The 22634-nt window shown below is 63.1% G+C and carries 22 protein-coding genes and 1 pseudogene; 9 read left to right on the top strand and 14 right to left on the bottom strand.

The window, feature by feature from the left end; all coding sequences use genetic code 11:
* Nucleotides 1–36: 36 nt before the first annotated feature.
* Nucleotides 37–1095 carry a dipeptidase gene (locus NKI70_RS04315; protein WP_023678556.1) on the top strand — a complete coding sequence of 353 codons (1059 nt, stop codon included), beginning with the start codon at nt 37–39 and terminating at the stop codon, nt 1093–1095.
* Nucleotides 1096–1137: 42 nt separating this feature from the next.
* Here the strand turns inward: NKI70_RS04315 and NKI70_RS04310 are convergent, their stop codons facing one another.
* Nucleotides 1138–1398, bottom strand: coding sequence for a hypothetical protein (locus NKI70_RS04310; RefSeq protein WP_023678557.1), 261 nt, complete (start codon nt 1396–1398; stop codon nt 1138–1140).
* Between the two features lie 2 nt (nt 1399–1400).
* A complete protein-coding gene (locus NKI70_RS04305; RefSeq protein WP_352574940.1) occupies nt 1401–1616 on the bottom strand; it encodes a hypothetical protein in 216 nt (71 codons plus the stop codon).
* Between the two features lie 113 nt (nt 1617–1729).
* On the opposite strand from NKI70_RS04305, the gene betI reads away from it, so the two are divergent.
* The 5 genes and pseudogenes from betI to NKI70_RS04280 all read left to right on the top strand — a co-directional run bounded on the left by betI (nt 1730) and on the right by NKI70_RS04280 (nt 5290).
* Nucleotides 1730–2446, top strand: a complete 717-nt coding sequence (gene betI / locus NKI70_RS04300) for a transcriptional regulator BetI (protein WP_352891294.1) — start codon at nt 1730–1732, stop codon at nt 2444–2446.
* A 76-nt stretch (nt 2447–2522) separates the two neighbouring features.
* Nucleotides 2523–3824: a flavin monoamine oxidase family protein gene (locus NKI70_RS04295; RefSeq protein WP_352589800.1), complete on the top strand. Its 1302-nt coding sequence runs from the start codon at nt 2523–2525 to the stop codon at nt 3822–3824.
* Nucleotides 3825–3844: 20 nt separating this feature from the next.
* Nucleotides 3845–4027 (top strand): annotated as a pseudogene (locus NKI70_RS04290) (aspartate aminotransferase family protein); the annotation flags it as partial.
* Nucleotides 4028–4193: 166 nt separating this feature from the next.
* Nucleotides 4194–4340, top strand: a complete 147-nt coding sequence (locus NKI70_RS04285) for an SDR family oxidoreductase (protein ID WP_502896713.1) — start codon at nt 4194–4196, stop codon at nt 4338–4340.
* Nucleotides 4341–4495: 155 nt separating this feature from the next.
* Nucleotides 4496–5290: an inositol monophosphatase family protein gene (locus NKI70_RS04280; protein ID WP_352570624.1), complete on the top strand. Its 795-nt coding sequence runs from the start codon at nt 4496–4498 to the stop codon at nt 5288–5290.
* Here the strand turns inward: NKI70_RS04280 and NKI70_RS04275 are convergent.
* The 8 genes from NKI70_RS04275 to NKI70_RS04240 all read right to left on the bottom strand — a co-directional run bounded on the left by NKI70_RS04275 (nt 5280) and on the right by NKI70_RS04240 (nt 15887).
* Complete coding sequence (locus NKI70_RS04275) at nt 5280–6356, bottom strand: ABC transporter ATP-binding protein (protein WP_352589796.1); 1077 nt, start codon at nt 6354–6356, stop codon at nt 5280–5282. The genes NKI70_RS04280 and NKI70_RS04275 overlap by 11 nt on opposite strands.
* Nucleotides 6356–8644, bottom strand: coding sequence for an ABC transporter permease (locus NKI70_RS04270; RefSeq protein WP_352574854.1), 2289 nt, complete (start codon nt 8642–8644; stop codon nt 6356–6358). Before NKI70_RS04270 ends, NKI70_RS04275 begins: the two co-directional genes overlap by 1 nt.
* 3 nt (nt 8645–8647) lie before the next feature.
* On the bottom strand, nt 8648–9676 hold the full coding sequence (locus tag NKI70_RS04265) for an ABC transporter substrate-binding protein (protein ID WP_352570620.1): 1029 nt from the start codon (nt 9674–9676) through the stop codon (nt 8648–8650).
* A gap of 181 nt (nt 9677–9857) precedes the next feature.
* Nucleotides 9858–12389, bottom strand: coding sequence for an NAD-dependent epimerase/dehydratase family protein (locus NKI70_RS04260; RefSeq protein WP_352574856.1), 2532 nt, complete (start codon nt 12387–12389; stop codon nt 9858–9860).
* 190 nt (nt 12390–12579) lie between these two features.
* Nucleotides 12580–13467 (bottom strand): arginase family protein, encoded by an 888-nt coding sequence (locus NKI70_RS04255; RefSeq protein ID WP_352724335.1) that lies wholly within the window; start codon nt 13465–13467, stop codon nt 12580–12582.
* Nucleotides 13468–13840: 373 nt separating this feature from the next.
* Complete coding sequence (locus NKI70_RS04250; protein ID WP_023678569.1) at nt 13841–14341, bottom strand: DUF6496 domain-containing protein; 501 nt, start codon at nt 14339–14341, stop codon at nt 13841–13843.
* 122 nt (nt 14342–14463) lie between these two features.
* The gene (locus tag NKI70_RS04245; protein ID WP_352574858.1) at nt 14464–15141 is read right to left on the bottom strand and encodes a dienelactone hydrolase family protein; all 678 of its coding nucleotides are present in this window, start codon (nt 15139–15141) and stop codon (nt 14464–14466) included.
* Nucleotides 15142–15152: 11 nt separating this feature from the next.
* Nucleotides 15153–15887, bottom strand: a complete 735-nt coding sequence (locus NKI70_RS04240; protein WP_023677861.1) for a phosphoribosyltransferase — start codon at nt 15885–15887, stop codon at nt 15153–15155.
* Nucleotides 15888–16202: 315 nt separating this feature from the next.
* Between NKI70_RS04240 and NKI70_RS04235 the strand changes: the two genes are divergently transcribed.
* Nucleotides 16203–16613, top strand: coding sequence for a CBS domain-containing protein (locus NKI70_RS04235; RefSeq protein WP_352724333.1), 411 nt, complete (start codon nt 16203–16205; stop codon nt 16611–16613).
* Nucleotides 16614–16701: 88 nt separating this feature from the next.
* On the opposite strand, the gene NKI70_RS04230 is transcribed toward NKI70_RS04235, so the two are convergent.
* A complete protein-coding gene (locus NKI70_RS04230; protein WP_352574864.1) occupies nt 16702–17181 on the bottom strand; it encodes an Hsp20/alpha crystallin family protein in 480 nt (159 codons plus the stop codon).
* Between the two features lie 264 nt (nt 17182–17445).
* Between NKI70_RS04230 and NKI70_RS04225 the strand changes: the two genes are divergently transcribed.
* Both NKI70_RS04225 and NKI70_RS04220 read left to right on the top strand, forming a co-directional pair.
* Complete coding sequence (locus NKI70_RS04225; RefSeq protein ID WP_352574866.1) at nt 17446–17883, top strand: DUF2267 domain-containing protein; 438 nt, start codon at nt 17446–17448, stop codon at nt 17881–17883.
* A gap of 49 nt (nt 17884–17932) precedes the next feature.
* The gene (locus tag NKI70_RS04220) at nt 17933–18403 is read left to right on the top strand and encodes a YbhB/YbcL family Raf kinase inhibitor-like protein (protein WP_023677865.1); all 471 of its coding nucleotides are present in this window, start codon (nt 17933–17935) and stop codon (nt 18401–18403) included.
* A gap of 24 nt (nt 18404–18427) precedes the next feature.
* Here NKI70_RS04220 and NKI70_RS04215 read toward each other — a convergent pair whose 3' ends face one another.
* The 3 genes from NKI70_RS04215 to NKI70_RS04205 all read right to left on the bottom strand — a co-directional run bounded on the left by NKI70_RS04215 (nt 18428) and on the right by NKI70_RS04205 (nt 22633).
* Complete coding sequence (locus NKI70_RS04215; RefSeq protein ID WP_352724331.1) at nt 18428–19903, bottom strand: FAD-dependent oxidoreductase; 1476 nt, start codon at nt 19901–19903, stop codon at nt 18428–18430.
* 1 nt (nt 19904) lies between these two features.
* Complete coding sequence (locus NKI70_RS04210; protein ID WP_352724410.1) at nt 19905–20900, bottom strand: hypothetical protein; 996 nt, start codon at nt 20898–20900, stop codon at nt 19905–19907.
* Nucleotides 20901–21262: 362 nt separating this feature from the next.
* Nucleotides 21263–22633 carry a TRAP transporter large permease gene (locus NKI70_RS04205; RefSeq protein WP_352574876.1) on the bottom strand — a complete coding sequence of 457 codons (1371 nt, stop codon included), beginning with the start codon at nt 22631–22633 and terminating at the stop codon, nt 21263–21265.
* Nucleotide 22634: the final 1 nt, after the last annotated feature.

Below are 22634 nucleotides of genomic sequence, written 5' to 3'. Positions count from 1 at the left end.
GTCCGCGGCCCGACCACTTCAACCGAATGGCCCTCCATGACCGAATCCGATCTCGTTCCCGTCTTCGACGGCCACAACGACACGCTGCTCCGGCTCTACCAGTCGAAGGATGCGGACGTCGAAAAGCTGTTCGTCGAGGGGACGCCAGGTGGCCACATCGACCTGCCGCGCGCGAAGAAAGGCGGGTTTGCCGGCGGCATGTTCGCGATCTTCCCGCCGCCTGTCGAGAAATCCAAACGCGGCGCGGTGCCGCTGGCGCCGAGCGACAGCGAGCCCTTGCCACCCGAGATTCCGCGCGCCGATGCGCTCAACTCCACCGTAGCGATGGCCTCGATCCTGTTCAGGCTGGAGCGGGCTTCGGCACTTACTGTATGCCGCAGCGCCGGCGATGTGAGGAAGGCGATGGCGCAAGGCTCGATCGCGGCGGTCTTCCATATCGAAGGGGTCGAGGCGATCGACCCTGAGCTCACCCTGCTCGACGTTCTCCACGCAGCCGGCCTGCGCTCGCTCGGTATCGTCTGGAGCCGTCCCAATGCCTTCGGCCACGGCGTGCCGTTCCGTTTCCCGTCATCGCCCGATACAGGGGCGGGGCTGACCGATGCCGGCAAGGCGCTGGTGAAAGCCTGCAACCAGCTGAAGATCATGATCGATCTTTCGCATCTCAACGAAAAAGGTTTCCGCGACGTCGTCGAGATCAGCGACGCACCGCTGGTCGCGACCCATTCCAACGTGCACGCGATCTGCGGCCATTCGCGCAACCTCACCGAATGGCAGCTCGGCGCGATCCGCGACTCCGGCGGCATGGTCGGGCTGAACTTCGCCACCGGGTTCCTGCGCGAGGACGGCAGGATGAACGCCGACACCGGCCTCGACGTCATGGTGCGCCATGTCGATTCGCTGCTGCAGGCGCTGGGCGAAGACGGCGTCGGCCTAGGCTCGGATTTCGACGGCGCCATGATCCCGGCCGTGATAGGCGATGTTGCCGGCCTGCCAAGACTGCTCGACGCATTCGCGGCACGCGGCTTCGGGCGCGCGCTGATCGAGAAGATCGCCTATCGCAACTGGCTAGGCATGCTGGAAAGGACCATCGGCTAAGCGGGTGATGCCGGCTTGACCGGAACGCGTTTTGGGGGCGGACTATTCGAAACCCATGCGTTTAAGCCAGTCCTGGCCAATGCCGCGATCACGGATGATCGGCAGCGGATCCGTCGAATCCAGGCGTGCGCAGATGCGGTAGACCTCGAGCGTCTCGGCGTTCATCTCGCCGCGTTTGTAGAAGAACATGGCCGCGGCATAGCGGGTGCGGCCCGACCATTTTTCGCCGAGCGGCGTGTTGATCAGCTGCCACTGTTCGGCGGCTTCGGTGTCGAGTTCGGGACTGTCGGTGTCGTCGGCCATATTTAGAAATCCGCGGGCGGACTGGTGCGGCGGTCGAGTTTGATGACCAGCCGCGGCGCCAGTTTGGCACGCCTCAGCAGCTTTTGATATTGCAGCTCGCGCCTGGCGTAGATCTCGACCCAAGGTCCGCTGCAGGCGGGCTCGGCGGCGCTGATCTGGTCTGCATCGCCGGGATCGCTGCCTTTCGCCGACGGTGCCTTCGACGTCGTTTTCTCCAAGGATGCAATCTCGACGAGAACATTCGAATATGGGCAGCCGTGCAGAAGGTGCTTGACAGTGGCAAACACCGTCCCACTGATCTTCGCGGCCGAAGCCGATCGGCTAGCCGGCGATGCTGGAGACCATCACCCCGATGAAGACAACAGAGGCGCGCGAAGCCCTCCTCGAACCGGCGCGAAAAAGCGATTCCGATAAGCGCGGCCGCAAGGCGTCGAAAGAGACCAGGCAGCTTCAATTGATCGAAGCGACGATCGATTCACTGGCCAAGCGCGGCTATTCGGAGACGACGATGGCCGACGTTGCCGACGGCGCCGGCCTGTCTCGCGGCATCGTCAATTTCCATTTCGAGAGCAAGGAGAAGCTGCTCGTCGCGACCTTGCAATACATGTATGACGAGTATTCGGCGCATTGGCGCAGCGCCTTGCAAAAGGCCGGCGATGATCCCGCCTGCCAGTTGCAGGCATTGGTGGCGGCCGATTTCGACCGCTCGATCTGCAACAAGCGCAAGCTGGCTGCCTGGTGTGCCTTCTGGGGCGAGGCCAAATCGCGACCGAAATATCAGGCGCTGAGCAGCGCACGCGATGCCGTCTACCAGAACATCTTCATCGATCTTTGCGCGGCGCTCAAGCAGAGCGGCTTCTATGCCTATGAGCCGCAAGTCATGGCGCTGGCGCTCAGCGCCATGCTGGATGGTCTGTGGCTGCGTTTGATGATGGGCACCGAGGACGCCACACGCGAGACGGCGCTGCAGGCCGCGAACGAGTTCCTGTCTGCGGCATTCCCCAAGCACTATCCGAACTCTGCAGCCCGCGGTGGCAGGCCGGCGTGAACCATCAAAGAGAGGGTGGACCAGCAATGAAGACAATGATCCGGCCCCTGACATTCGAGAAGAGCAAGGCCGGCTAATGAAGTTCAAGATTGAACGAGCCGATGTGGCCATCGTCGGCGCCGGCTTCACCGGCCTGTCGGCCGCGCGTGAATTGAACCACGCCGGCATCGATGTCGTGCTGCTCGAAGCCCGCGACCGTGTCGGCGGCCGCGTCGAAGCCGTGCAGAACGGGCTCGGCGAGCGGATCGACAGCGGCGGCCAGTTCCTGTGCGAAGACATGCCGGAATTAATGGCGCTGGTGCGAGCGCGCGGCAAGACATTGGTCGAGACCCATGTCGCAGGCGAATTCGTCACGCAGCCGCGAATGAGCGAGGCGCAAGCCGGGCGCACTAACGGCACCGCGATGCGAATGCGCGAGCGGATGAATGCGATCGCACCGACCGACCCGACCATTGTCGGCTTGACGGTCGCGGCATGGCTCGATCGCCAGGCCGATCCCGACGATGCGAAGGCCGCCTTTCGGTCGATGATCGAGGGCCTGTGGTGCCTGGCAATGGAAAGGCTGCCGCTGTGGTACTTGATCGACAATGATCGCCGCATCACCAACGAGGTGTCGGAGCTGCAGTATTTCGTGGGCGAAACCATGCATTCGCTAGCGGATGATCTTGCGCGGGATCTCGGCGATCGACTGCGGCTGAATACAGCTGTCGAGGCCATTGAGCACGGGCCGGGAGGGGTTCGCGTCGTTTCGCCTGCCGGCGCGATCGAGGCACGAGCGGTACTGGTCGCCGTACCGCCGATGATGGCCTCGAGAGTGGATTTCGTGCCGCCGCTGCCGGCTGTGCTGAAGAGAGCCCTCGGCGTCTGGCAAAGCGGCGCGGTGATCAAAATGCTGGTGCGCTACCCCAAGGCTTTCTGGCGCGACAGGGGCTTGAGCGGCATGGTGATGTGGCGCGACCCGCACGGGCTTTTTGCCTGCGATGCCAGCAGGGACGAGGATCACGCAGCCCTTGTCGTCTTCATCGGCGGGCCGCTGGCGCAGCGCTGGCGGGATCTGGACGACGCGGCGTTGCGCGCAAAGGTGACGTCAAAGCTGGAAGAGGCGCTCGGTATCGAGGCGGCCGGCATCATCGATCTCAGTTATCGCGACTGGACTGGGGATCGCTGGAGCGGCGGCGGTTACAGTGATCTGATCGTCGATGCGACGGCAACCGATGCCGAACGCATTATCCGCGCCGGCGCGTCGCGGATCCATTTCGCCTCGTCGGAGCTGTCGCCATCATTTCCGGGCTACGTCGAGGGCGCCATCGTCGCCGGCCGCATTGCTGCGCTAAGAATTATTCAGTCTGCCATCGCCAGCAGAGCCTCGGGGTCATAAGCGAGGCGGATCAAGGTGCCGAGCGCATCGACGCGCATTGCCACGAGCTCGGCCTGCTGGTCCGGCCACTGATCAACATGCGCGTGATGTCGCCGCCATTGATCATCACGCGCGACCAGATCGACGACATGGTGTCGATCCTGCGCGAAGGCATTTCGCGCACGATGGACGATCTGCGCCGCGAAGGTGCCTGGCGGGGATAGGCGTTTATCGCCGGCAATCTCGCCATTGCTGACAACGATCGTCCGCGCCTACGATGTCCGGCAGGGGCCTCGATCGCCTGTCTCTGGCCGCATCTCTGGGGAAACAAAGCATTGATGACCTATCGGGCCTGTTCGGCCTCGCCGGTAAAACCGCCTTAATTTCCGGATTGAGCCGCGGCATTGGTCGGCCGCTGGCAACGTGGGCGAGGTCGATGAACTGGGCGGTGCCGCGATCTTCCTGGTTTCCGACGCGTCGAGCTTCATGACCGGCCAGATGATCTATGTCGACGGCGACATGACCGGACCCGTATGAGCGTGACTGTCGCTGTCGGGCGCATGGAAGATCGGTCGGCCTCGGGCCCGCCCCGCAAAAGGCAGGGCTCGTCATTTGCACACTCTTATCTTCACCGCTAAGCTTCTCTGGCTGGGGTATTTTCCTCAGATCACATTCGCCATCCCAAGGATATCATGACACCCGACACAGCAACGCGCGAACAGTTCGCCATCGATCTCGCGCGGCGCGCCGGCGCGCTCGGCCTGAAGTATTTTCGCGACCTCGACAGCCTCGCCATCGAGAGCAAAGGTCATCAGGACATGGTCTCGCAGGCTGACCGCGAGGTCGAGCTGTTCATCCGTGCGGCAATGAAAGCCGCCTACCCGACCGATGGAATTGTCGGCGAGGAGCATGCCTCGGTCACCGGATCGAGCGGGCATGTCTGGGTGATAGATCCGATCGACGGCACCGCGAACTTCGTGCGGGGCATCCCGGCCTGGTGCGTGGTCATCGCCTGCGCCAAGGACGGCGACACTGTCGTGGGTGTCATCCACGAGCCCTCTACCGGCGAAACGTTCCATTGCCGCAAGGGCGGCGGCGCTTTTCTCAACGGCAAGCCGATCAGGGCAAGCGCGGCCACCAGCCTGACCGACGGCTCGTTGGGCACCGGCTTTTCCAACCGCGCCGAAATGCAAAACGTCGCAACGCTCATCGGCTTGCTGTTTTCAAAAGGCGGCGTGTTTTTCCGTAACGCATCCGGCGCGTTGATGCTCGCCTATGCGGCCGCCGGCAGGCTGCTCGGCTATGTCGAAGAGCATATGAACGCCTGGGACTGCCTGGCAGGCATGCTGCTGGTGGAAGAAGCCGGCGGCACGATCGTCAAGCCCGACCCAAAGACGGTTCTGGAAAACGGCGCGCTGGTGATTTGCGCCGGCAGCGGTGTGTTCGCCCAGGTCCGCCAGCTCTGCGTGCAATCCTTCAAGCTTTGATCAGAACCGGTCCGCGCTCCGGAAAGCCGATGCCGACGCTGTCGCCTGCCTGAAACGGCGCATCGATGTTGTGCGATATTGCAAACACCTGGCCGTGCGGCGTGGCGATGACAAGCTCGAGATGGCTACCGATATAGGTGACCTTTTCCAGCCTGCCCGCGATCGTCCGTGGTGCACCGGCAGGGCCGATCTCGATGCGGCTCGGACGGACGGCCAGCTTCGCCGGGCCGACCAGCTGGCCTCGCGCCGGCAGTTTCAAGGCCAGCGAACCCAGCCGGACGGCAGCTTCATCACCTTCTACCGAAACCACCTCGCAATCGAGGATATTGGCTTCGCCGATGAAGTCGGCGACGAAAGCGTTGGCCGGTGCGTCGTAGAGTTCGCGTGGCGTGCCGTCCTGTGCGATCACCGCTTTGTTCATGACGATGATACGATCCGAAACCGCCAGCGCCTCTTCCTGGTCGTGTGTGACATAGACCACCGTCAGCCCAAGCTTGATCTGGATTTCCCTGATTTCCTCGCGCACGTGCCGGCGCAGCTTGGCGTCGAGATTTGACAGCGGCTCGTCGAACAGCAGCACTTGCGGTTCGAGCACCAGCGCGCGCGCCACCGCCACGCGCTGCTGCTGGCCACCCGACAGCTCGCTTGGCAGACGCGCCTCGAAACCGGTCAGGCCGACCAATTCCAGCCCGGCACGGGCCCGAGACGCAGCCTCCTTCTTGTCATGGCCGGAGAAGCGCAAGCCATAGGAGACGTTTTCCATCACCGTCATGTGCGGAAACAGTGCATAGGACTGGAAAACCATGGACACGTCGCGGTCGGTGGCGGGCAGGCGGGTGACATCTTTGCCGCCTATCAGAATGCGGCCGCTGGACGGCATTTCAAGGCCGGCGATCATGCGCAGCGTCGTCGTCTTGCCGCAGCCGGAGGGCCCGAGAAGCGTCACCAGCTTGCCGGCTTCGATCGCAAGCGAGATGTCGTCGACCGCCGGCATGCTGGCGCCCGGATATGTCTTGGTGACATGGTCGAAGGTTACCGAGGCGGCGTTGCTGCGAATTTCGGCCATCACCCGGCTCCTGCTATTGTGGTCGGGCCGCCGGCCGTTCCGGGCAGGCTGACATTGGTGCGCACGCTCCAGCCGCCGTCGCCCTGCTGGATGCCGCGCCGGCCGATATTGCGGCTGCCGACAAGCAGCTGCATCAAGCCAATTACCATCAGCATGACGACGATCAGCACCGTCGAATAGGCGATGGCGATGCCGTATTCATTGTTCTCGACACGTCCAACGATGTAGCTGGTCGAGAGATCGTAGCGCGCGCTGACCAGAAAGATGACGGCGCTGATCGCGGTCATGGCGCGCACGAAGGAATAGACGAGCGCCGCCAGCATTGCCGATCTCAGCAAAGGCAGGATGACGCGCCTGAAGGTCTGCCACGAGTTGGCGCCAAGCGTCAGTGAGGATTCATCCAGGCTACGGTCGATCTGCGACATCGAGGCGACGCCGGCGCGCACGCCCACCGGCATGTTGCGGAAGATGAACGACAGTACGAGGATGATGCCGGTCCCGGTCAGCTCGATCGGCGGCACGTTGAAGGCAATAATGTAGCTGACGCCGATGACGGTTCCCGGAATCGCGAACGAGAGCATGGTCGCAAATTCGAAGGCGTTCTTGCCGCGGAAATTCTGGCGGACCAGAAGATAGGCGGTCAGAAGCCCGATCCCGGCCGTCAGAGGCGCCGATATCAGCGCGATCTCCATGGTCGTCCAGAAGGAGCTCCATGCCGAGCCCGACCAGTGGATGCCGAATTCGTTCCAGCCGACGGAGAACGCCTTCCGGTAGTGCTCCAGTGTCAGGCTCTGGTCGACCCCCCACAGCTTGACGAAGCTGCCATAGAAGATCACCGTGTAGACCAGTACGGTGAATGCCGTCCACAGTCCGGCGATGACATAGAGCGCGTATGTCAGCCCGGCAGGCAAGCGCGGATGGACGCCGGCGTCGCCCTTGCCGGTGACGGTGGTGTAAGAGCGCCTGCCGATCCAGAAGCGCTGCGCATAAAAGGCGCCGAGCGTGAAGGCCAGCAGCACCAGCGCCAGGATCGCGGCAAGTGCCGCATCGTTCTGCGCGCCGACAATGGCAAAGAAGATTTCTGTCGACAGCACGTCGTAATTGCCGCTCAGCACCAGCGGATTGCCGAAATCGGCCATGCTCTCGATGAAGCCGAGCAGAAAGGCGTTGGCAAGGCCCGGCCGCATCAGCGGCAGGGATACGGTCCAAAAGGTCTGCCAGCGGCTGGCTCGGAGCGTCTGGGAGGCCTCTTCCATGGACGGGCTGACGCCTTCGACGACGCCCATCAGCACCAGGAAGGCGATCGGCGTGAAGGCGAGAACCTGGGCAATGAGCAGGCCGGGAAGTCCATATACCCAGCGTGTCGGCTGGAAACCGAAGAGACCGGCCACGCTCTGCGTCACTGCCCCTGACAGTCCGAACAACAAGATGATGGCAAGGCCGATGACGAAAGCCGGCGTGATGATCGGCAACACGGTCAGGGCGCGGAGCAGCTTGCCGTGGCGGAAACCGGTACGGGTCACGACCAGCGCGAACACCAGCCCCAGAAACATGGTCAGCAGGCCGACGAGCACGGCCAGCAGCAGCGAATTCCAGGCCACGCCGCAGCGGCTGCCGCCGGCAAGACAAGCCAGGCTCCACAGCCGCGAACTGAACAGCTTGGCCAGGAACGCGACAGGCGAGTAGCCGCCGTCGTCGGTCTGCATGGCATTGGCCAGCATCATCAGGATCGGCATGAAGATGAAAATGGCAACCATGGCGACGACAAAGCCGATCGAGCCGACGACGAAGACGTCGCCAGAGACGGCGCCGCGCGCGGCAACACCCAGGGTGAAAAGGAACAGAAAGGCACCGCTGACCAGCAAGGCGCCGTAGCCCATGCCGAATTGGCGGTCGCCAAGTTCGCCGAACAGGCTGGTGAGCCAGCCGAACTGCCAACCGCGCAGCCCGATGGCGAAGCCCTGGAACAACAGCCAGCCAAATCCGGCGGCGCCGACAATGATCAGCAGCCGGCTGAAAACCGGATCGGATTTGGTGCGGCCCCACAGAAGCAGCGGCACCACCAGCAGCAGGCCGAGCGGCGCCAGCCACAGTTTCTCGCCCTTGAGGGCCAGAACCAGTGCCGGCGCGAATTCGCTGTCGGACGGGTAACCGTCGAACAGCCAGGAAAAGCCGAAGAACCCGTCCTCGATGCCGTACCAGGGCAGCACGGCAAACCCCAGCCATCCGACCGCCATCCAAAGGACGGCGACCGGTTCAATCGGCCAGCGGGTTTCGCGGAAGCGCATCTGCTATTGCGGCAGCGATGCGACCTCCTCGTCCCATTTTTTCAGCAGCCGCTTCCGCTCTTCGCTCGAGCCGTACTTCTTGAAGTCGTAGTCGATCAGCTTGATGGTGGAGAGGTCGGGCGCCTTGTCGGAGGTTTTTGCCGCCTTGTTCGACGGAACCTGGAACGACCCCGCCTTTTGCGCCATGGACTGGACGTCGGCCTCGAGCGCCCAGTCGTAGAATTTTTTCGCAGCCTCCAGGTTCCGCGCCCCCTTGATGATCGATTCCGAGCCGATCTCGTAGCCGGTTCCCTCGCAAGGGGTGACCGGAACGATCGGGAAACCTGCGACGACCTGCGACACGGCGTCGTGGATGAAGACGATGCCGATGGTGGTCTCGCCGAGACCGGCGGCCTTGATCGGCGCCGAACCCGACTTGGTGTACTGGTTGACGTTCTTGTGCAGGGCTTTCATGTATTCGAAACCCTTGTCCTCACCAAACAGCTGAACGATGGTCGCCAGCATATTGTATGCGGTCCCCGAGGAATTGGGGTTGGCGACCTGGATGTGCCCCTTGTATTCGGGCTTGATCAGATCGGCCCAGCATTTCGGTTCGGGCAGATTGTTCTTGGCCAGCAAATCCTTGTTGTAGCCGAAGCCCAGCGCACCCGAATAGATGCCGACCGTGCGGTAGCCGGACGTTTCCGCCTGCTTGATCGCCCAGGGCTGCAACTGGTTGAGCAGCGGCGATTTGTATTCCACTGTCAGGCCCTCCTCGGCTGCCTGCAGATGCGGATCGCCGGTGCCGCCCCACCAGATGTCTGCCTTTGGGTTGGCGGCCTCGGCGCGCAATTGCGCATAGATTTCGCCAGCGCTCTTGCGGGTCATATTGACGGTGATGCCGGTCTTCTCCTCGAACGCCCGCGCCGTCTGCTGGCACCAGACCTCGTCAACGCCGCAATACATGGTCAGGCTTTCGGCGGACGCCGATGACGACGCGGCCCACATACCGGCGGCGAGGATGCCGGCGCCGAGAATTGCCCTTTTTATCATGTTGAAATTCCTCCCTAAGTTATTTGCCGACTTATGAAACCCAGATACGCGGAAAATTCAAGTTGGAAGGGTACGGCCGCCTTTGCGCCTTTCGCCGACTTCCCGCTCGATATGTTCGACAGGTTGATGCGGATCAATCTTTGCAGTCACCTGGCCGATCGTCCAGCGCTGCTGAACATCCTCAGACGATGGCCCGGTCCCAGCCGCCATAATGCGCAGCGCTGCGCGTGCCGCGCGGCAGGCTGAGCCCGACCAGGAGGGCTCCGATCGCCAGATTGGCGAGGCTCGCGGCCGCACCGCCGGCGAGGATGAACGGAGAGAGGGCAATCCAGGCTCCAAGCGCGATGTTCAGAAAGCGGACGGCGCGCGCCACCTCGGCCATCGCGGTAACGGCTACCATGATGACCAGGCAGCCGATGACATGGTCGCTGAAGTAGAGCGGCGGGCTTGTGCCGAAGCTGAGCGGCGTGATCATCAGCAGGGCGCCGGCGAGCGTGCTGGCGACAAGGGTCCACGGGAAGTTCACACCGCCGGTGACGAAGTCCAGCGCCACTGCCGACAGCCGCCGGTCGAGGTCGGGCGTCGGCGTCTGGTCTTCCGAAAGTGCCGCTCCTCCGCACCAGAATGTGCGCCAGAACGGCTCTCCCGCCTGTTTGGCACGCCAAAGATACTGGCAGCTCGCCAGCACCTCGTCGACCGAATAGGGGATGAGCACGACGGTGACGGCAGCCTGGACGATGCAGAGCGTGCACAGCGCCCCGATGAGCGGTGGCTGGATGATGATGAAGCCGACGCTGACCACGCCGAGCGGGACGACCAGCAAGCCGAACAAAAGCACCATCCATGGCATGGTGCGCCAGCGGCGGCGGTCGCCGATCGCGCCGGCGAGGATATCCAGCGCATAGGCGAAGGCGCCCAGCCCGGCATCGGCGATCGGAAAGCCCTTGGAGACCCAGGAGGTGACCACCGCCTCGCTGCCATTGCCGGCCGGCGTTTCGCCCGGGCCGAAGAACGGTTCCCAAAGGCCATCGATATGGCCAAGCTGATAGGCTGCGAGATAACGCGAGACGAACAGGCCGACAAAGGCGAGGCCGATTATGGGAATGCGCTGGGTGAAGAGGGAGGGCGAATAGCTCCAGCCGAGCGGGCGGTCGTCATCGGCGGCAAGGGCACGCCGGCTGATACCCGGCGTCGGCGGGATCATCACCGCGAACGCGACGATCAGCATGCCGGCCAACGTGTCGGTCGCGTAGGCTCCGGCGCTGGTGGTCCAGAACAGCAGCGGCGCGAACATCACCCAAACCCCGATCGAGGCGGTGAGCCATTGCAGCCCGTGCCAGCGCCGGCGCATGCCGACAAGCGCCAGCGACAGGATGGCGAGGCCGGATACAATCTCACTGATGCCGAGCCTGCCGTCGCGCGTCTCCGGCGAGGCGATCTCATGTCCGAGCGCCGGCGGAATCGGTGCTGAAGCGGGATCGAACAGGCCGAGCGTGAAGGGCGACGCCACGAGCCACAGCCCGACCGCAACGTTGGTCAGCGGCGCCCAGAGCGTTGCGGCCCGGTGGCGTTCGGTTTCGGCCTCGACCTCGTCGTCCGAGCGCTCGAGCGGGCGCTGCAGCCGTTCGGCGGCCTGGTCGAGCTCGGGCGCGGAAGCGGCGACCGCCGACGGTTCAAGCTTGTTCTTCTTGTACCAGTCGGTAGGATCCGCCTTCAGCCGCCGGATCATTTCCGGCAATGTAGCGGTCAGGCTGTGCCGCGGCTTCCAGCCAAGCAGGCGCCTGGCGCGGGAGATGTCGATCTCGTAGTGATCGTCGGCGTTCTCGATCATCCATGGCTTGATGTCGGTCTCCTGGTCGAAAACCTTCTCCTGCATCCAGGCGCCGAGCTTCGTCACCTCTTTCGGCAGGGACAGGGTCCGCCAGGTCTCGCCGTGCAGGAGCTGCCCGATCTGCTTCTGCATCTCGTCGTAGGACGGCGTCTCTTCTTCGCCGATCAGCAGTACGGTCTCGTCGGGAAGCGCGCTGCGCCGGTCGACGGTGCGCACCACGGCGTCGACGAGATCGTCCAGATGCAGGTAGGGCTGGCCGGTGGTGATGTCGCCGGTGAAAAGATAGGCGGTCGGCATGCGCTCGAAAATGCGGGCGATCTGCTGGGCGATGAAGGCCGCGTGACAATCCTCGTCATAGACGCCCGCCAGTCGCAGGATCGCAACCTTGACGTTGCCGTGCTCTTTCAGGATCAGCGTCTCGGTCTCAGCCTTCGATCTCGGATAGGCCCAGGCCGGATCGATCGGAGACTCTTCGTCGATCCTGGCGCCCTTTGCCGGGCTCGGCGCATGCACCAACAACGTGCTCGAAAACACGAACTGCTCCGTCTCGAGCCCTCTCAGCGCGTTCAGCAGCCGGCGCGTTCCCTCGACGGTCACCGCGCCGTATTTCGGATTATCCTCGCCGGTCGTGTCGTAATAGGCCGCAAGATGGATCACCGAGGCAACGCGGCCGCCGCTCCGCTCGCGCACCTCGGCCAGTGCCTTCGCCACGCTCGCGTCCGAGGTAAGGTCGATCTCGATCGTCTCGACGCCGAGCAAGGATCGTCTGGCAACATCAAGGCCGATGATGTCGTAGCGCTCCATCAAGCCGCGAGCGATGGCTTGGCCCAGAAACCCGCTGCTGCCTGTGATCAGGACGGTGGGACGGGTTTTGCCGGTCATGGCGAATCTCCTTGGCGATAGCCGGGTAGAAGAGGCCGAATGCTTCGGTCGCACACTCGGAACCATGTTCGTTGAGAACGGTTCCCGATGAGGTAGCACCACAGAATGGGTGCGCGCGGCGATCCGTCAGACCGACGGCCATTCGTGCCGGCGGATTGCGTTCGTGCACAAGTGCAGGACTCCCATTGGTCTACCGGCCGCGAAGGGAAGCGACCAGAATGTCGATCAGCAGCTTGCCGCAGCGACGATCCGGATCGCGGTCGGGATCATAGATCGTCACCTCCATCCCAATCACGCGTGGATCGTTGCACCATGTGCGAAGGGCTTCGACAGCTTCGTCGGGCAAGACACCGCCGGCCTCCGGCGAATCGACAGCCGACATGATCTCGCTGTCCAGCACGTCGACATCGAAGTGAACGAATACACCCTCGACGTCCTGCCCTGCGACCGCGTCAAGCGCTATGCGTGCCGCATCGGCGAAGCCGCGCCGCCGCACTTCAGCCAAATCCATCCGGTGAACATCGGTGTCGAAGACGGCCTTGGACGTGTAAGTCGCGGGGTCCTGCACATCGCGATAGCCAAACGCGACTACGTCGGCCTCACGGACCAAAGGAGTGTGCTCGCCGAAATCGGTCAGGAGCGTCGGGCCATGGCCGGTCACGAAGGCCAAATCCATGCCCGCGGCTCCCTTTGACGGCGAGGTATCCGGCAATTTGAAATCGGTGTGCCCATCGAAGAAGATAAGGCCGTAGCGGCCACGACGCCGTAGCGCGAGCGCAGGGCCAAGCAACACACTGCAATCGCCGCCGAGCATGAGCAGGAACCCTCCCGAGTTCAGCTCCTCGTCGACCGCTTCGGCAAGCGTCTTGGAATACTGGCGCAGGGCCTGGGCATTGCGCACGCCCGTAGCAGGATCCACGTCAGGCCGATAAAGCGGAGCCCGAACCGAGCGCAACGGACCGGCGCCCAAACGGTCGGCGAGACCAAGCGATTGAAGTGCCTCCGGCGCCTTCCACACGCCGGGCTCCGGCTCACCCTCCTGCGGCATCAGCCCAAGATTAGAGGGCGCGCCGAGCAAAGCGATATGTCTCGTCTGAGTGGTGGCTCGCGGCATTGTGCTGGCAGCTGAGGCCATGATCAGAGTTCTCCGCGTTATGGGCGATACGCATCATGCTCAAGAAACAGGCTGCGCTTTCCTGACCGGTCTCCCGCTGCCCTTGCCGCCGAGTACCTCCGGTCGGTGTCACGCGTCAGGCAGCATCGCGAGCGACGAGTATTGCTCGTTCAGCGCCACAGTGTCGTCAGCGGTGATTTCGAAGTCGATGTTGTCCCGCAGATGCAGGCTCTGGTTCGCCTTGGGCAGCGGCGTTGTCCCGCACTGCCGGGGCAGAGCTCGATACCGGTCGTTTGGGCCATATCGGATTTCCAGGAGGCGAACTGCCGTCTTTGAACTATGCATGGTGTGCGCGCGTTCTGGCGGCCTTCTGCGCCGCCGCCTTCCTTCCGCTGGCGCCTTTCGTCTCGGCGGCCTTCTTGGCGGCGGCCGATCGCTCCTCAGCCGTCCGGCGCGAGGCCGCACGCTTGGCCTGCTGCGCCAGCGCCTCGTGCGACGCCGTGCTCTTCGGCTCGTGCTCGAGCACCTTGGAGACGGCTTTCGAGACCCGCGGGCGGCGTTTCGGCGTGCGTTCACCCTGGCCGGCCTCATAGGCGTATTCGGCGCTTTTGCGCGTGCTCTCCTTCACCTTGCCCTTTTTGGGCGGGGGCAGGTCTACGCCTGCGCGTCTTGCCTCGGAAAGCCCGATGGCGATGGCCTGCTGGGTCGAGCGCGCGCCGTGCTCGCCGCGGCGGATTTTATCGATCTCCTCGTGCACGAACTCGCCGGCCTGTGTGCTCGGCGATTTGCCCTCGCGCTTGTCCTTTCGGGCCTTCTCGATGGTTTTCTTGTCTGGCATTGTCTTTCTCCCACATACGGGTTGCGACAGCCATTCGGGTTGCAGCTGCGCGCGGTCTTATGAGGATCATAACGCGTTGAGGACGCAAATGATCCCGGCACTGGTGATCCAAGCCCCAGCCGTCAGGACGTTGACGCCGATCTGTCCGAAACCAGATGGCGCAAGAACCATCGGCTCGCCAGACCCGCGACTTCGTCCAGGGCGCCAAGCTCCTCGAACAGATGTGTCGCGCCAGGGACGATGGCGAGCTCCTTCTCGCTGCGGAGCGCCGCCAGCGCCGAGCGGTTGAGTGCGATCACTTGCGTGTCCGCGCCTCCGACGACGAGCAAGGTCGGCGCCCGGACGCGCGGCAGGGCGTGCGCTGCAAGATCGGGCCGGCCACCACGCGAAACTACGGCCGCGGCCTGGTCGGGCCGCTCGGCCGCCGCCACCAGGGCGGCACCGGCGCCCGTGCTCGCGCCGAAATAGCCAAGACGCAACCCCGACGTTTCCGGCGAGGCGCCGAGCCAATCCGTGACGCCGACCAGCCGGTCGGCGAGCAGTCCGATATTGAAGCGCAACTCGGCCGTGACCTGGTCGATCCGCTCCTCTTCGGCCGTCAACAGGTCGATGAGGAAGGTGGCGAGGTTCGCCTCGTTCAGCCTTTCGGCCACGTGGCGGTTGCGCGGGCTGTGGCGGCTGCTTCCGCTGCCGTGGGCGAAGAGCACAAGGCCGCGAGCATCCGAGGGCAACGAAAGATTGCCCTCAAGCGTGACAAGCCCCGCGGGAACATGCACGACGTGCTCGCTATCTCGGTCCATATCCACCTCCGCTATGTCGATCTGGTGCCAGGCGCCGGACCCGCGCTCGCGCGCCCAGCCAATTCCTCTTCGGAAGCGGCAGGCTTGTGGGAAGCCGCAGGCTTGGGCACGGACCTGGCGAGGAGCGCGCGGACCTCTTCATCGCTCGTCTGCGAGAAATCCACGTACCAGCGCCCGACACCCAGCAACGGCTCTGGTGTCGTCGCGCAAACGACCTCGTCGGCGTCCGCCCGCATCGCGTCGCAAGTGTCGGGGCTACCGACGGGAACGGCCGCGACAATATGGGCGGCGTGGTTTTTTCGCAGCGCCTTGATCCCAGCCCGCATGGTCGATCCGGTCGCAAGCCCGTCATCCACGAGGATAATGGTTCGTCCATTCAACTGCGGTGGGGGTCGCCCGTCCCTATAGAGGTGCTCGCGGCGCAGAAGCTCTTTTTCCTCCTTTGCAGCGACCGCGTCGATGACATGTGGCGGGATCGCGAGACCGTTGACGATCTCGTCGTTCAGGACACGTACACCTGAGGGCGCGATCGCCCCCATGGCCAATTCCTCGTGACCGGGGACGCCGAGCTTGCGCACGACGAAGACGTCGAGCGGTGCCTTGAGTGCCTGCGCGACCTCGTAGCCGACCGGCACGCCGCCTCGGGGCAGCGCCAATACGATCACATCGTCGCGGCCGGCAAAGCGAACGAGTTCCCCGGCGAGTTGCCGCCCGGCCTCGCGGCGATCTGAAAAGATGATAGCCATGACCTTCAATCCGCGTGCATCTGTTTTCCCGGTGGATGTTTTTTCACCAGCCTGCGACCACATTCCGTGGGATGGCTGCGGCACCGGTACCATTTTGGAACTCGCTCGCTGCCTGGACGTTCCAAGAATAGTTTCGATCGCGAGGTGCCGGCACCGGCACGCGGCTCAGCGCGGATCGGGAAGATCGAAGATAGTGATCCGTACATGCCTCGTCCGGCCAGCTGGCAATCTAGCGATGCGTGGCAGCAGGCGCGTTTGGCGGCTTGTTGCCTCAGCAATCAGGGAAAGGAATATCCCATGCAAGTTCAGGAGATCATGAGCCGTCGGACCGAACTGGTCGGCCCGGACACGACAATCAGGGATGCCGCCCGGAAAATGCGGGCCGACAATCTCGGCGCCCTTCCGGTCGGCGAGAATGACAGGCTGGTCGGCATGGTGACGGACCGCGACATCGTGATGCGCGGCGTCGCCGAGGAGCGCTCAGCCGGCAACACGACCGTTCGCGAGGTCATGTCCGAGCATGTCTATTGGTGCTTCGACGCCGCCGATATCACCGATGCGGCGAAGATCATGGCCAAGCATCAGGTGCGTCGTCTTCCGGTGATCAATCACGACAAGCGCCTCGTCGGCGTCATTGCCCTGGCCGACCTCGGGCGGACCGATGAGGAAGCCGCCAAGATCGCTCTCGAAGGCGTTTCCGAGGCGACGGACGATCCCCGGCGCTAGACGCTCGCCTGGGCGGTTGCCGCCGTGCTCGCCGTTCTTCTCCATCTGGGCTGAACGCCGCCTGCTCAGGCAGCCTTCAGTTTGGCAACTATCGCGCTTTCACTTCTATGCGGCGTGTCTTGTCCTTTGCAGCGGGGTTCTTCGGAAGCTCGACAACCAAAACGCCGTTCCTGAAAGTGGCCTGCACCTTGTCGGCATCGATCTCCGCTTCCAGGGGGATGGTCCGCTGAAACCGGCCATAACTGCGTTCGCTGTAAGTGCGGCCGCCGTCGCCTTCCTTGTGCTCCGAACGCTTCTCGCCCGTAATGGAGAGGATGTTGTCGCGCAGCTTGAGCTCAACGTCCTTCTGCTCGAGCCCCGGCAATTCGGCGGTGACCTTATAGGCTTGGTCTGTTTCATGTACGTCGACGCTCGGCCAAAGATCGCCGGCCGTAGTCGCTTCGGCCATCGGCGCGAAGAAGTCGTCGAACAGGCGGTCAATCTGCCGGTGGAATGACGTGAGCGGGTCGCGCGCGGATGGGTAGAGGCTGCGCGATGGCGTCCGGGGCGCCAAATCGTGATGTGCCATGGTTCTTCTCCTGTTTTTTGTGTCTGCATCACTCGTCGCCATGTGATCGGCGACGGTAAACAAAACTCGTCCACCCATGAGGATGTTCCGAGTGCCGGCCAAGAAAGGTGGTCGAAAAACAGCGGCAAAAAGCCGGCCCGAATTCCCTCATGACGGGACCTCCGACAATAAATGCGCATCAGGACATGCGCATCGGGGAACAACGGGCAGGTACGGCTGTTTGGTCACATCACCTAGTCGGATTTGAACGGAAGGAGGATTTCGATGAACGCCACCGGACTCGACGTATTCGACAAGACACTGCAGACCACGAACATCTGGCTCGACGAGATCATGGACGAGATTGGACCGGATCGGCAGGTCGCCTGGCACGTTCTCGGAGCGGTGCTGCACGCCCTGCGCGACCGTATGCAGCCGGATCTTGCAGCCCACCTCGGCTCGCAGCTGCCGATCCTGGTGCGCGGCGCCTTCTATGACCAATATCAGCCTTCCAAAGCTCCCGAGAAGATGCGGTCGCTCGACGAGTTTCTGGCCAAGCTCAAGGCGGAGCTGGAATTTACCCGTCCGGTCGATTCCAAGGATGCATTCAGGGTCGTGTCCAAGGTGCTCGCCCATCACGTCGGAGAAGGACAGATGCACAAGGTCTGGGAATCCCTGCCAGGCGAGATAAGACGAGTCGCCGAAGCTCAGCAAGCGGCGTGAACGGCGCAGGCGCGGGCTTCTCGGTCGCAACCTCCTTGGGGAAATAGCAATGCCACTCACCCTTATCAGCCCGGCGTTCCGGGCAGGCGGAAGACTTCCCGAAAAATATGCGCGTGACGGCCAGAACGTCTCGCCGCCGCTGAAGTGGTCCGGTGTCCCGGATGGTACCAAGAGCCTTGTTCTTGTCGTGCGGGATCCCGATGCACCAAGCGGGATTTTCGGGCACTGGGCGGTGTTCAACATCCCGCCGGATGCCGGCGGACTCGCCGAGGCCGAAGACGGCAAGCCCGGCCCGTCGGCACTCAGGCAAGGCACCAACGATTTCGGCAATGCCTATTACGATGGTCCGCAGCCGCCTGCAGGGCACGGCGTCCACCATTACCACTTCCTGCTGGCCGCGCTCGATGTGCCGAGCCTCAGCGTACCAGGACAGGCGGGCGTGCATCAGGTCTGGAAGCAAGCCCAGAAACACGCATTGGAGGAGACGGAGTTGGTCGGAACCTACGAACGGCCGGCGTGACGCGGGCCGTGTCGGTCGCCGCCTTCACAATGTAATCTGGGCAAGCGGTTTTCGGGCAGGGCCGTGGATGACCGAACCGTCGGCGGCGAAGATCGAGCCGTGGCAGGGACAATCCCAGGTGTGGTCCGCATTGTTCCAGGTTACGGTGCAGCCCTTGTGGGTGCAAATCGCCGAAACCGCCTGGAGTGCGCCTTCGGTGTCTCTCCACGCCGCAATCTTTTCGTCTCCCCTGACGATCACGCCACCCATGCCAGGCGCAATGTCGTGGGTGCTCGAGACTATCGATTGACTGCGGCCGTTCTTGTGGAAGTCCTCGGGATAGGGCCGCGCCGGATCGTAGAGTTTTTGCCAAGGGCTCGGGCGGCTGCAGATCAGGTCGGCGATCATCGTGCCCACGGCCGTCCCGTTGGTGATGCCCCAGGCGTTGAAACCCGTGGCAATGTGGAAGCCGGCGGCCTTGGCGGGATCGGGTTCGCCGGCATATGGGATCCTGTCGGCCGTATCAGAATCCTCGTTGCACCAGCGCCAGGCGACATCGCCGACCGGAAGGTTCTTTCTTGCCCATTTTTCCAGTTCGACAAACCGCCTCGCCACGTCGCCGTCCCAGCCGGTGTTGAACTTGGGGCCGAGCGTGACCAGCAGTGGACCTTCGGCATCACGGCCCGTCCGGATGGAATGCGTCGGGTCGTCGATGCCGATGAACATGCCGTCGACAGGGAGGGGATCATCGATCCGAAAGGCCATGGCGGTGTGGCAGCGCGGTTGCGTCCGGTTCGCCATGCCGACGGGGCTCTTCACCGTCATGTTGGTGGCGACGACGACGTGCCCGGCATCAACGGCGCCACCATCGGTGACGACGCGCCAGCGGCTTGCCTCGTCGATCGAGGTGGCGCGGCTGTTTTCGAAGATCCGACCGCCACGGGCCGTCACCGCTTCCGCCAGGCCAACCAGATACATCGCCGGATTGAACTGCGCCTGGTCGGGGAACCGTAATGCCGCGGCCGTTTCGAAAGGCAGCGGTACGCGTTCGAGGACCTCGGCCTCCAGCCCGACCTGGCGCGCTGCCTTCGCCTCGGCCGCGACCTCCGCGCGCCGGCTTTCATCGCAGGTGTGGCTATAGGCGTCCTTGCTCTCGAGATCGCAGGCGATAGCGTAGTTGTTAACCCAATCCCGGATTTGATGGGCGCCGGCGGAATTCGCATCGGCATAGGTCCGCGCCAGGTCCCGGCCTACGCTGTCAATGAGATGACGATAGATCAGCGCATGCTGCGTGGTGATCTTGGCCGTCGAGCGGCCGGTCACCTGGCCACCTGTCCGCAAGCCTTCCAAGACGATCACCGACCGGCCCGTCTCGCAAAGGCGAAGCGCCGTCGTCAGCCCGACGATTCCAGCCCCCACGATAACGGCGTCCGCACGGACCAAACCTTCGAGCTGGGGATAGTTCGTGGAGGTGGCCGTCGCCACCCAACAGCTCCCCGGTTTTCCCAAGAGAGTGGCCATTTCAACCGCGTTCCTTGCTTTTGCTTTTCGATGCACTTTCATCGACAACCGCGCCGGCTGAGGAACGTTCCCCAGGTTCGTCGCTTTCAATCGTTCTCTCGCCACCCCGGGTCAGAAAAGCACCGGGAAGGTGCGAGGTGCAGGCCATCACCCAGGTGATCGCCTCGCGGTCGTATTCGTCGCCGGAGCGCCAGTCCTCGAAGAAGGCGTTCAGCCTATCGACACGCCCCGGCCAGATACCGGCGGCCTGCAGGCCGAGCGAAACGCCGTAATTGGTGAAGGCGAACTTGGTATCGCGCAGCCATGGCGCGCGGCTGAAATAACCGGGCGGGTCGACCCACATCGTTTCCAGGGTTCGCAGCGAACGCCTCGTCTGGGCCTCGGCCCACGGCTCGTCGGGAAAGAAATGGGCGAGCCACAGCATCATGCCGAGGCCGAGGTCCTGGTCGATGTCGAGGCTGCGCCAATCGCGCTCCATCAGGTCACGCATCTGCGCGATCTCGGGCGCCAGTTGCTCGTCGTCGAGCATTCGGTAAGAGACGTAGCCGTCATAGGCATCCATGCTGCCGAGGCCGTAGCCGGGGTAAGGACCGCTCAAATCCTCCTGCATCTTCCAGATCACGCCGCGGCCGGGGACCACAAACGCCGGGTGAATGTCCCGCGCCAGCGTAATGCCGCGCTTGCGGTATTCCGGCTTCAGATCGCCGAGACGCGCCAGGGCGAACAGCCACATCGCCAGATAGTGGAAATACTGGCCGTCGCGATCCGCCGCTTCGCCGATCCTCAGTCCGCGCCGGCGGCCGAGCACACGCTCGACATCGGCCACCAGCCGCTCGGCTTCGCCCAGCCAGCGCTCTTCGCCAGTTTCCGCATAAAGCGAGACATAGAGCACGACCCCGAATGCATCGGTCCACAGATATCGCAAGCCGTTGGGCCAGATGCCTTCGCCGCGCATCCAGTCGAGTTTTTGCAGGACATAATCGACGTCACGCAGCATCGTCACGCAGCATCGCGCCAAGCCCCGAACTGGCAGAGCCGGCCCGTGTTCGGTGTCCCGCGACTGTGAGCATGCAGAATTTCGAGCATGTCTCTCCTCGTCCGGTTGATCTATCGCGAAACGATCTGATCGGCGGCGGGTTCCTTGGCCATCTCGGCAAGGACAGATGGCGCGGCATTCCCGGGGCGGCGTAGGCGAGATAACCAAGACTGGTCGAGTGCGATACACCCGCACTCGCAGCCAGGATTGTTTCAAGAAGCGATCTCATGACGACGCGCAAAGGAAGGCAAAAAGGTGACGCCGTCCAAGCGAAAAGCTATCAAATTCGACTGATCCTCGGTGTCGGCAAGCCGCAAATGTGGTCAATTGCCTCCGTACATGACCTTCGGGAGCCAGACGACGATTGAGGGGAACACGATGCACAGTCCCACTCCGATCGCCTGCAGGCACAAGAAGGGGACTGCGGATCGAAAGATCGTCGCCATCGAGATCTCCGGCGGCGCAACGCTCTTCAGATAGAACAGCGAATAGCCGAAAGGCGGGCTAAGGAACGCCATCTGCATGTTGACCATGAAAATGACACCATACCACAGTGGCACGTCTTCAGGAGCCACACCGGCTAGCCCAAACGTGCCGCCGAATTCGAGTGGCTTTAGGATGGGCAGAAATATCGGTACGGTGAGAAGGAGAATGCCCACCCAGTCCAGAAACATGCCCAGGACGAACAGAATGATCATCATCAGAACAAGAACGCCGTAAGGCGCCAAGCCTGTTCCGAGTATCGATTCGGCTACGAAGTTCTGCCCACCTTTCAGGATGAAGAAACCGACGAACATGGTGGCGCCGAAGAATATCCACATGACCATCGCCGTGGCCTTGAGCGTCGCGACACAGGCCTCCCGGATCGTGTCCCAGGTCAGGCGCCGATGTGCGGCGCAGACGATGAAAGCCCCGAACGTACCGATGCCGGCGGCTTCGACCGGCGTGGCAATGCCCATGAAGATGACCCCGAGCACAAGCAGGATCAGCAGTATCGGCATGAACGTCCGGCGCAAAAGCTTGAGTTTTTGGGCGAAGTCAATGCGCTCGTTCGGCGGCAACGCCGGGCCGAGTTTGGGGTCGATGTAACAGCGCGCCGTCACGTAGGCGACATACATCCCGGACAGCAGCAGCCCGGGAAATACCGACCCGATCAAAAGCTCGCCCAGCGACTGCTGCGCCACGACGGCATAGACGATCGCCATGACGGAAGGGGGTATGAGAATGCCAAGGGTCCCGCCAGCAAGAAGCGAGCCGCAGGCGAGCTTGGCGTCGTAGTTGCGGCGCAGCATGGCCGGGAGCGCGATCATGCCCATCGTCACTTCCGTCGCCCCGACGACACCGACCATCGCGGCCAGCAGCGTGCAGGAGATCACCGTGGCCGATGCGAGCCCGCCTTTGAGTCCGCCCAGCCATTTGTAGACGACATCGAACAGCTCCTCGATGATGCCCGCCTTCTCGAGAATCGCGGCCATGAAGATGAAAAGCGGCACCGCCGAGAGCTGATAATCCGTCATGAACGGGAAGACCCGAGACGGCAGCATGTTCAGCATGGCCGAATTGCCGAACAGAAAGAGGAAAAGCACGGCAAGGCTGCCGGTGCAAAAGGCCATCGGCAATCCGAGCAGCAAAAGTACGCCCAGACCCCCGAACATCAATATGCTGAGCCACAGGATCGGAAGCTCGAGGCCCATC

The organism is Mesorhizobium sp. M0500 (genome assembly GCF_040321165.1).
Taxonomy (GTDB): Bacteria; Pseudomonadota; Alphaproteobacteria; order Rhizobiales; family Rhizobiaceae; genus Mesorhizobium.
This window is presented reverse-complemented; position numbering and strand designations above follow the sequence as displayed.

Coding starts and splice junctions, on each gene's coding strand:
- NKI70_RS04315 (WP_023678556.1), top strand. CDS start 37: ATGACCGAATCCGATCTCGTTCCCGTCTTCGACGGCCACAACGACACG.
- NKI70_RS04310 (WP_023678557.1), bottom strand. CDS start 1,398: ATGGCCGACGACACCGACAGTCCCGAACTCGACACCGAAGCCGCCGAA.
- betI (WP_352891294.1), top strand. CDS start 1,730: ATGCTGGAGACCATCACCCCGATGAAGACAACAGAGGCGCGCGAAGCC.
- NKI70_RS04295 (WP_352589800.1), top strand. CDS start 2,523: ATGAAGTTCAAGATTGAACGAGCCGATGTGGCCATCGTCGGCGCCGGC.
- NKI70_RS04280 (WP_352570624.1), top strand. CDS start 4,496: ATGACACCCGACACAGCAACGCGCGAACAGTTCGCCATCGATCTCGCG.
- NKI70_RS04275 (WP_352589796.1), bottom strand. CDS start 6,356: ATGGCCGAAATTCGCAGCAACGCCGCCTCGGTAACCTTCGACCATGTC.
- NKI70_RS04270 (WP_352574854.1), bottom strand. CDS start 8,644: ATGCGCTTCCGCGAAACCCGCTGGCCGATTGAACCGGTCGCCGTCCTT.
- NKI70_RS04265 (WP_352570620.1), bottom strand. CDS start 9,676: ATGATAAAAAGGGCAATTCTCGGCGCCGGCATCCTCGCCGCCGGTATG.
- NKI70_RS04260 (WP_352574856.1), bottom strand. CDS start 12,389: ATGACCGGCAAAACCCGTCCCACCGTCCTGATCACAGGCAGCAGCGGG.
- NKI70_RS04250 (WP_023678569.1), bottom strand. CDS start 14,341: ATGCCAGACAAGAAAACCATCGAGAAGGCCCGAAAGGACAAGCGCGAG.
- NKI70_RS04245 (WP_352574858.1), bottom strand. CDS start 15,141: ATGGACCGAGATAGCGAGCACGTCGTGCATGTTCCCGCGGGGCTTGTC.
- NKI70_RS04240 (WP_023677861.1), bottom strand. CDS start 15,887: ATGGCTATCATCTTTTCAGATCGCCGCGAGGCCGGGCGGCAACTCGCC.
- NKI70_RS04235 (WP_352724333.1), top strand. CDS start 16,203: ATGAGCCGTCGGACCGAACTGGTCGGCCCGGACACGACAATCAGGGAT.
- NKI70_RS04230 (WP_352574864.1), bottom strand. CDS start 17,181: ATGGCACATCACGATTTGGCGCCCCGGACGCCATCGCGCAGCCTCTAC.
- NKI70_RS04225 (WP_352574866.1), top strand. CDS start 17,446: ATGAACGCCACCGGACTCGACGTATTCGACAAGACACTGCAGACCACG.
- NKI70_RS04220 (WP_023677865.1), top strand. CDS start 17,933: ATGCCACTCACCCTTATCAGCCCGGCGTTCCGGGCAGGCGGAAGACTT.
- NKI70_RS04215 (WP_352724331.1), bottom strand. CDS start 19,903: ATGGCCACTCTCTTGGGAAAACCGGGGAGCTGTTGGGTGGCGACGGCC.
- NKI70_RS04210 (WP_352724410.1), bottom strand. CDS start 20,900: ATGCTGCGTGACGTCGATTATGTCCTGCAAAAACTCGACTGGATGCGC.
- NKI70_RS04205 (WP_352574876.1), bottom strand. CDS start 22,633: ATGGGCCTCGAGCTTCCGATCCTGTGGCTCAGCATATTGATGTTCGGG.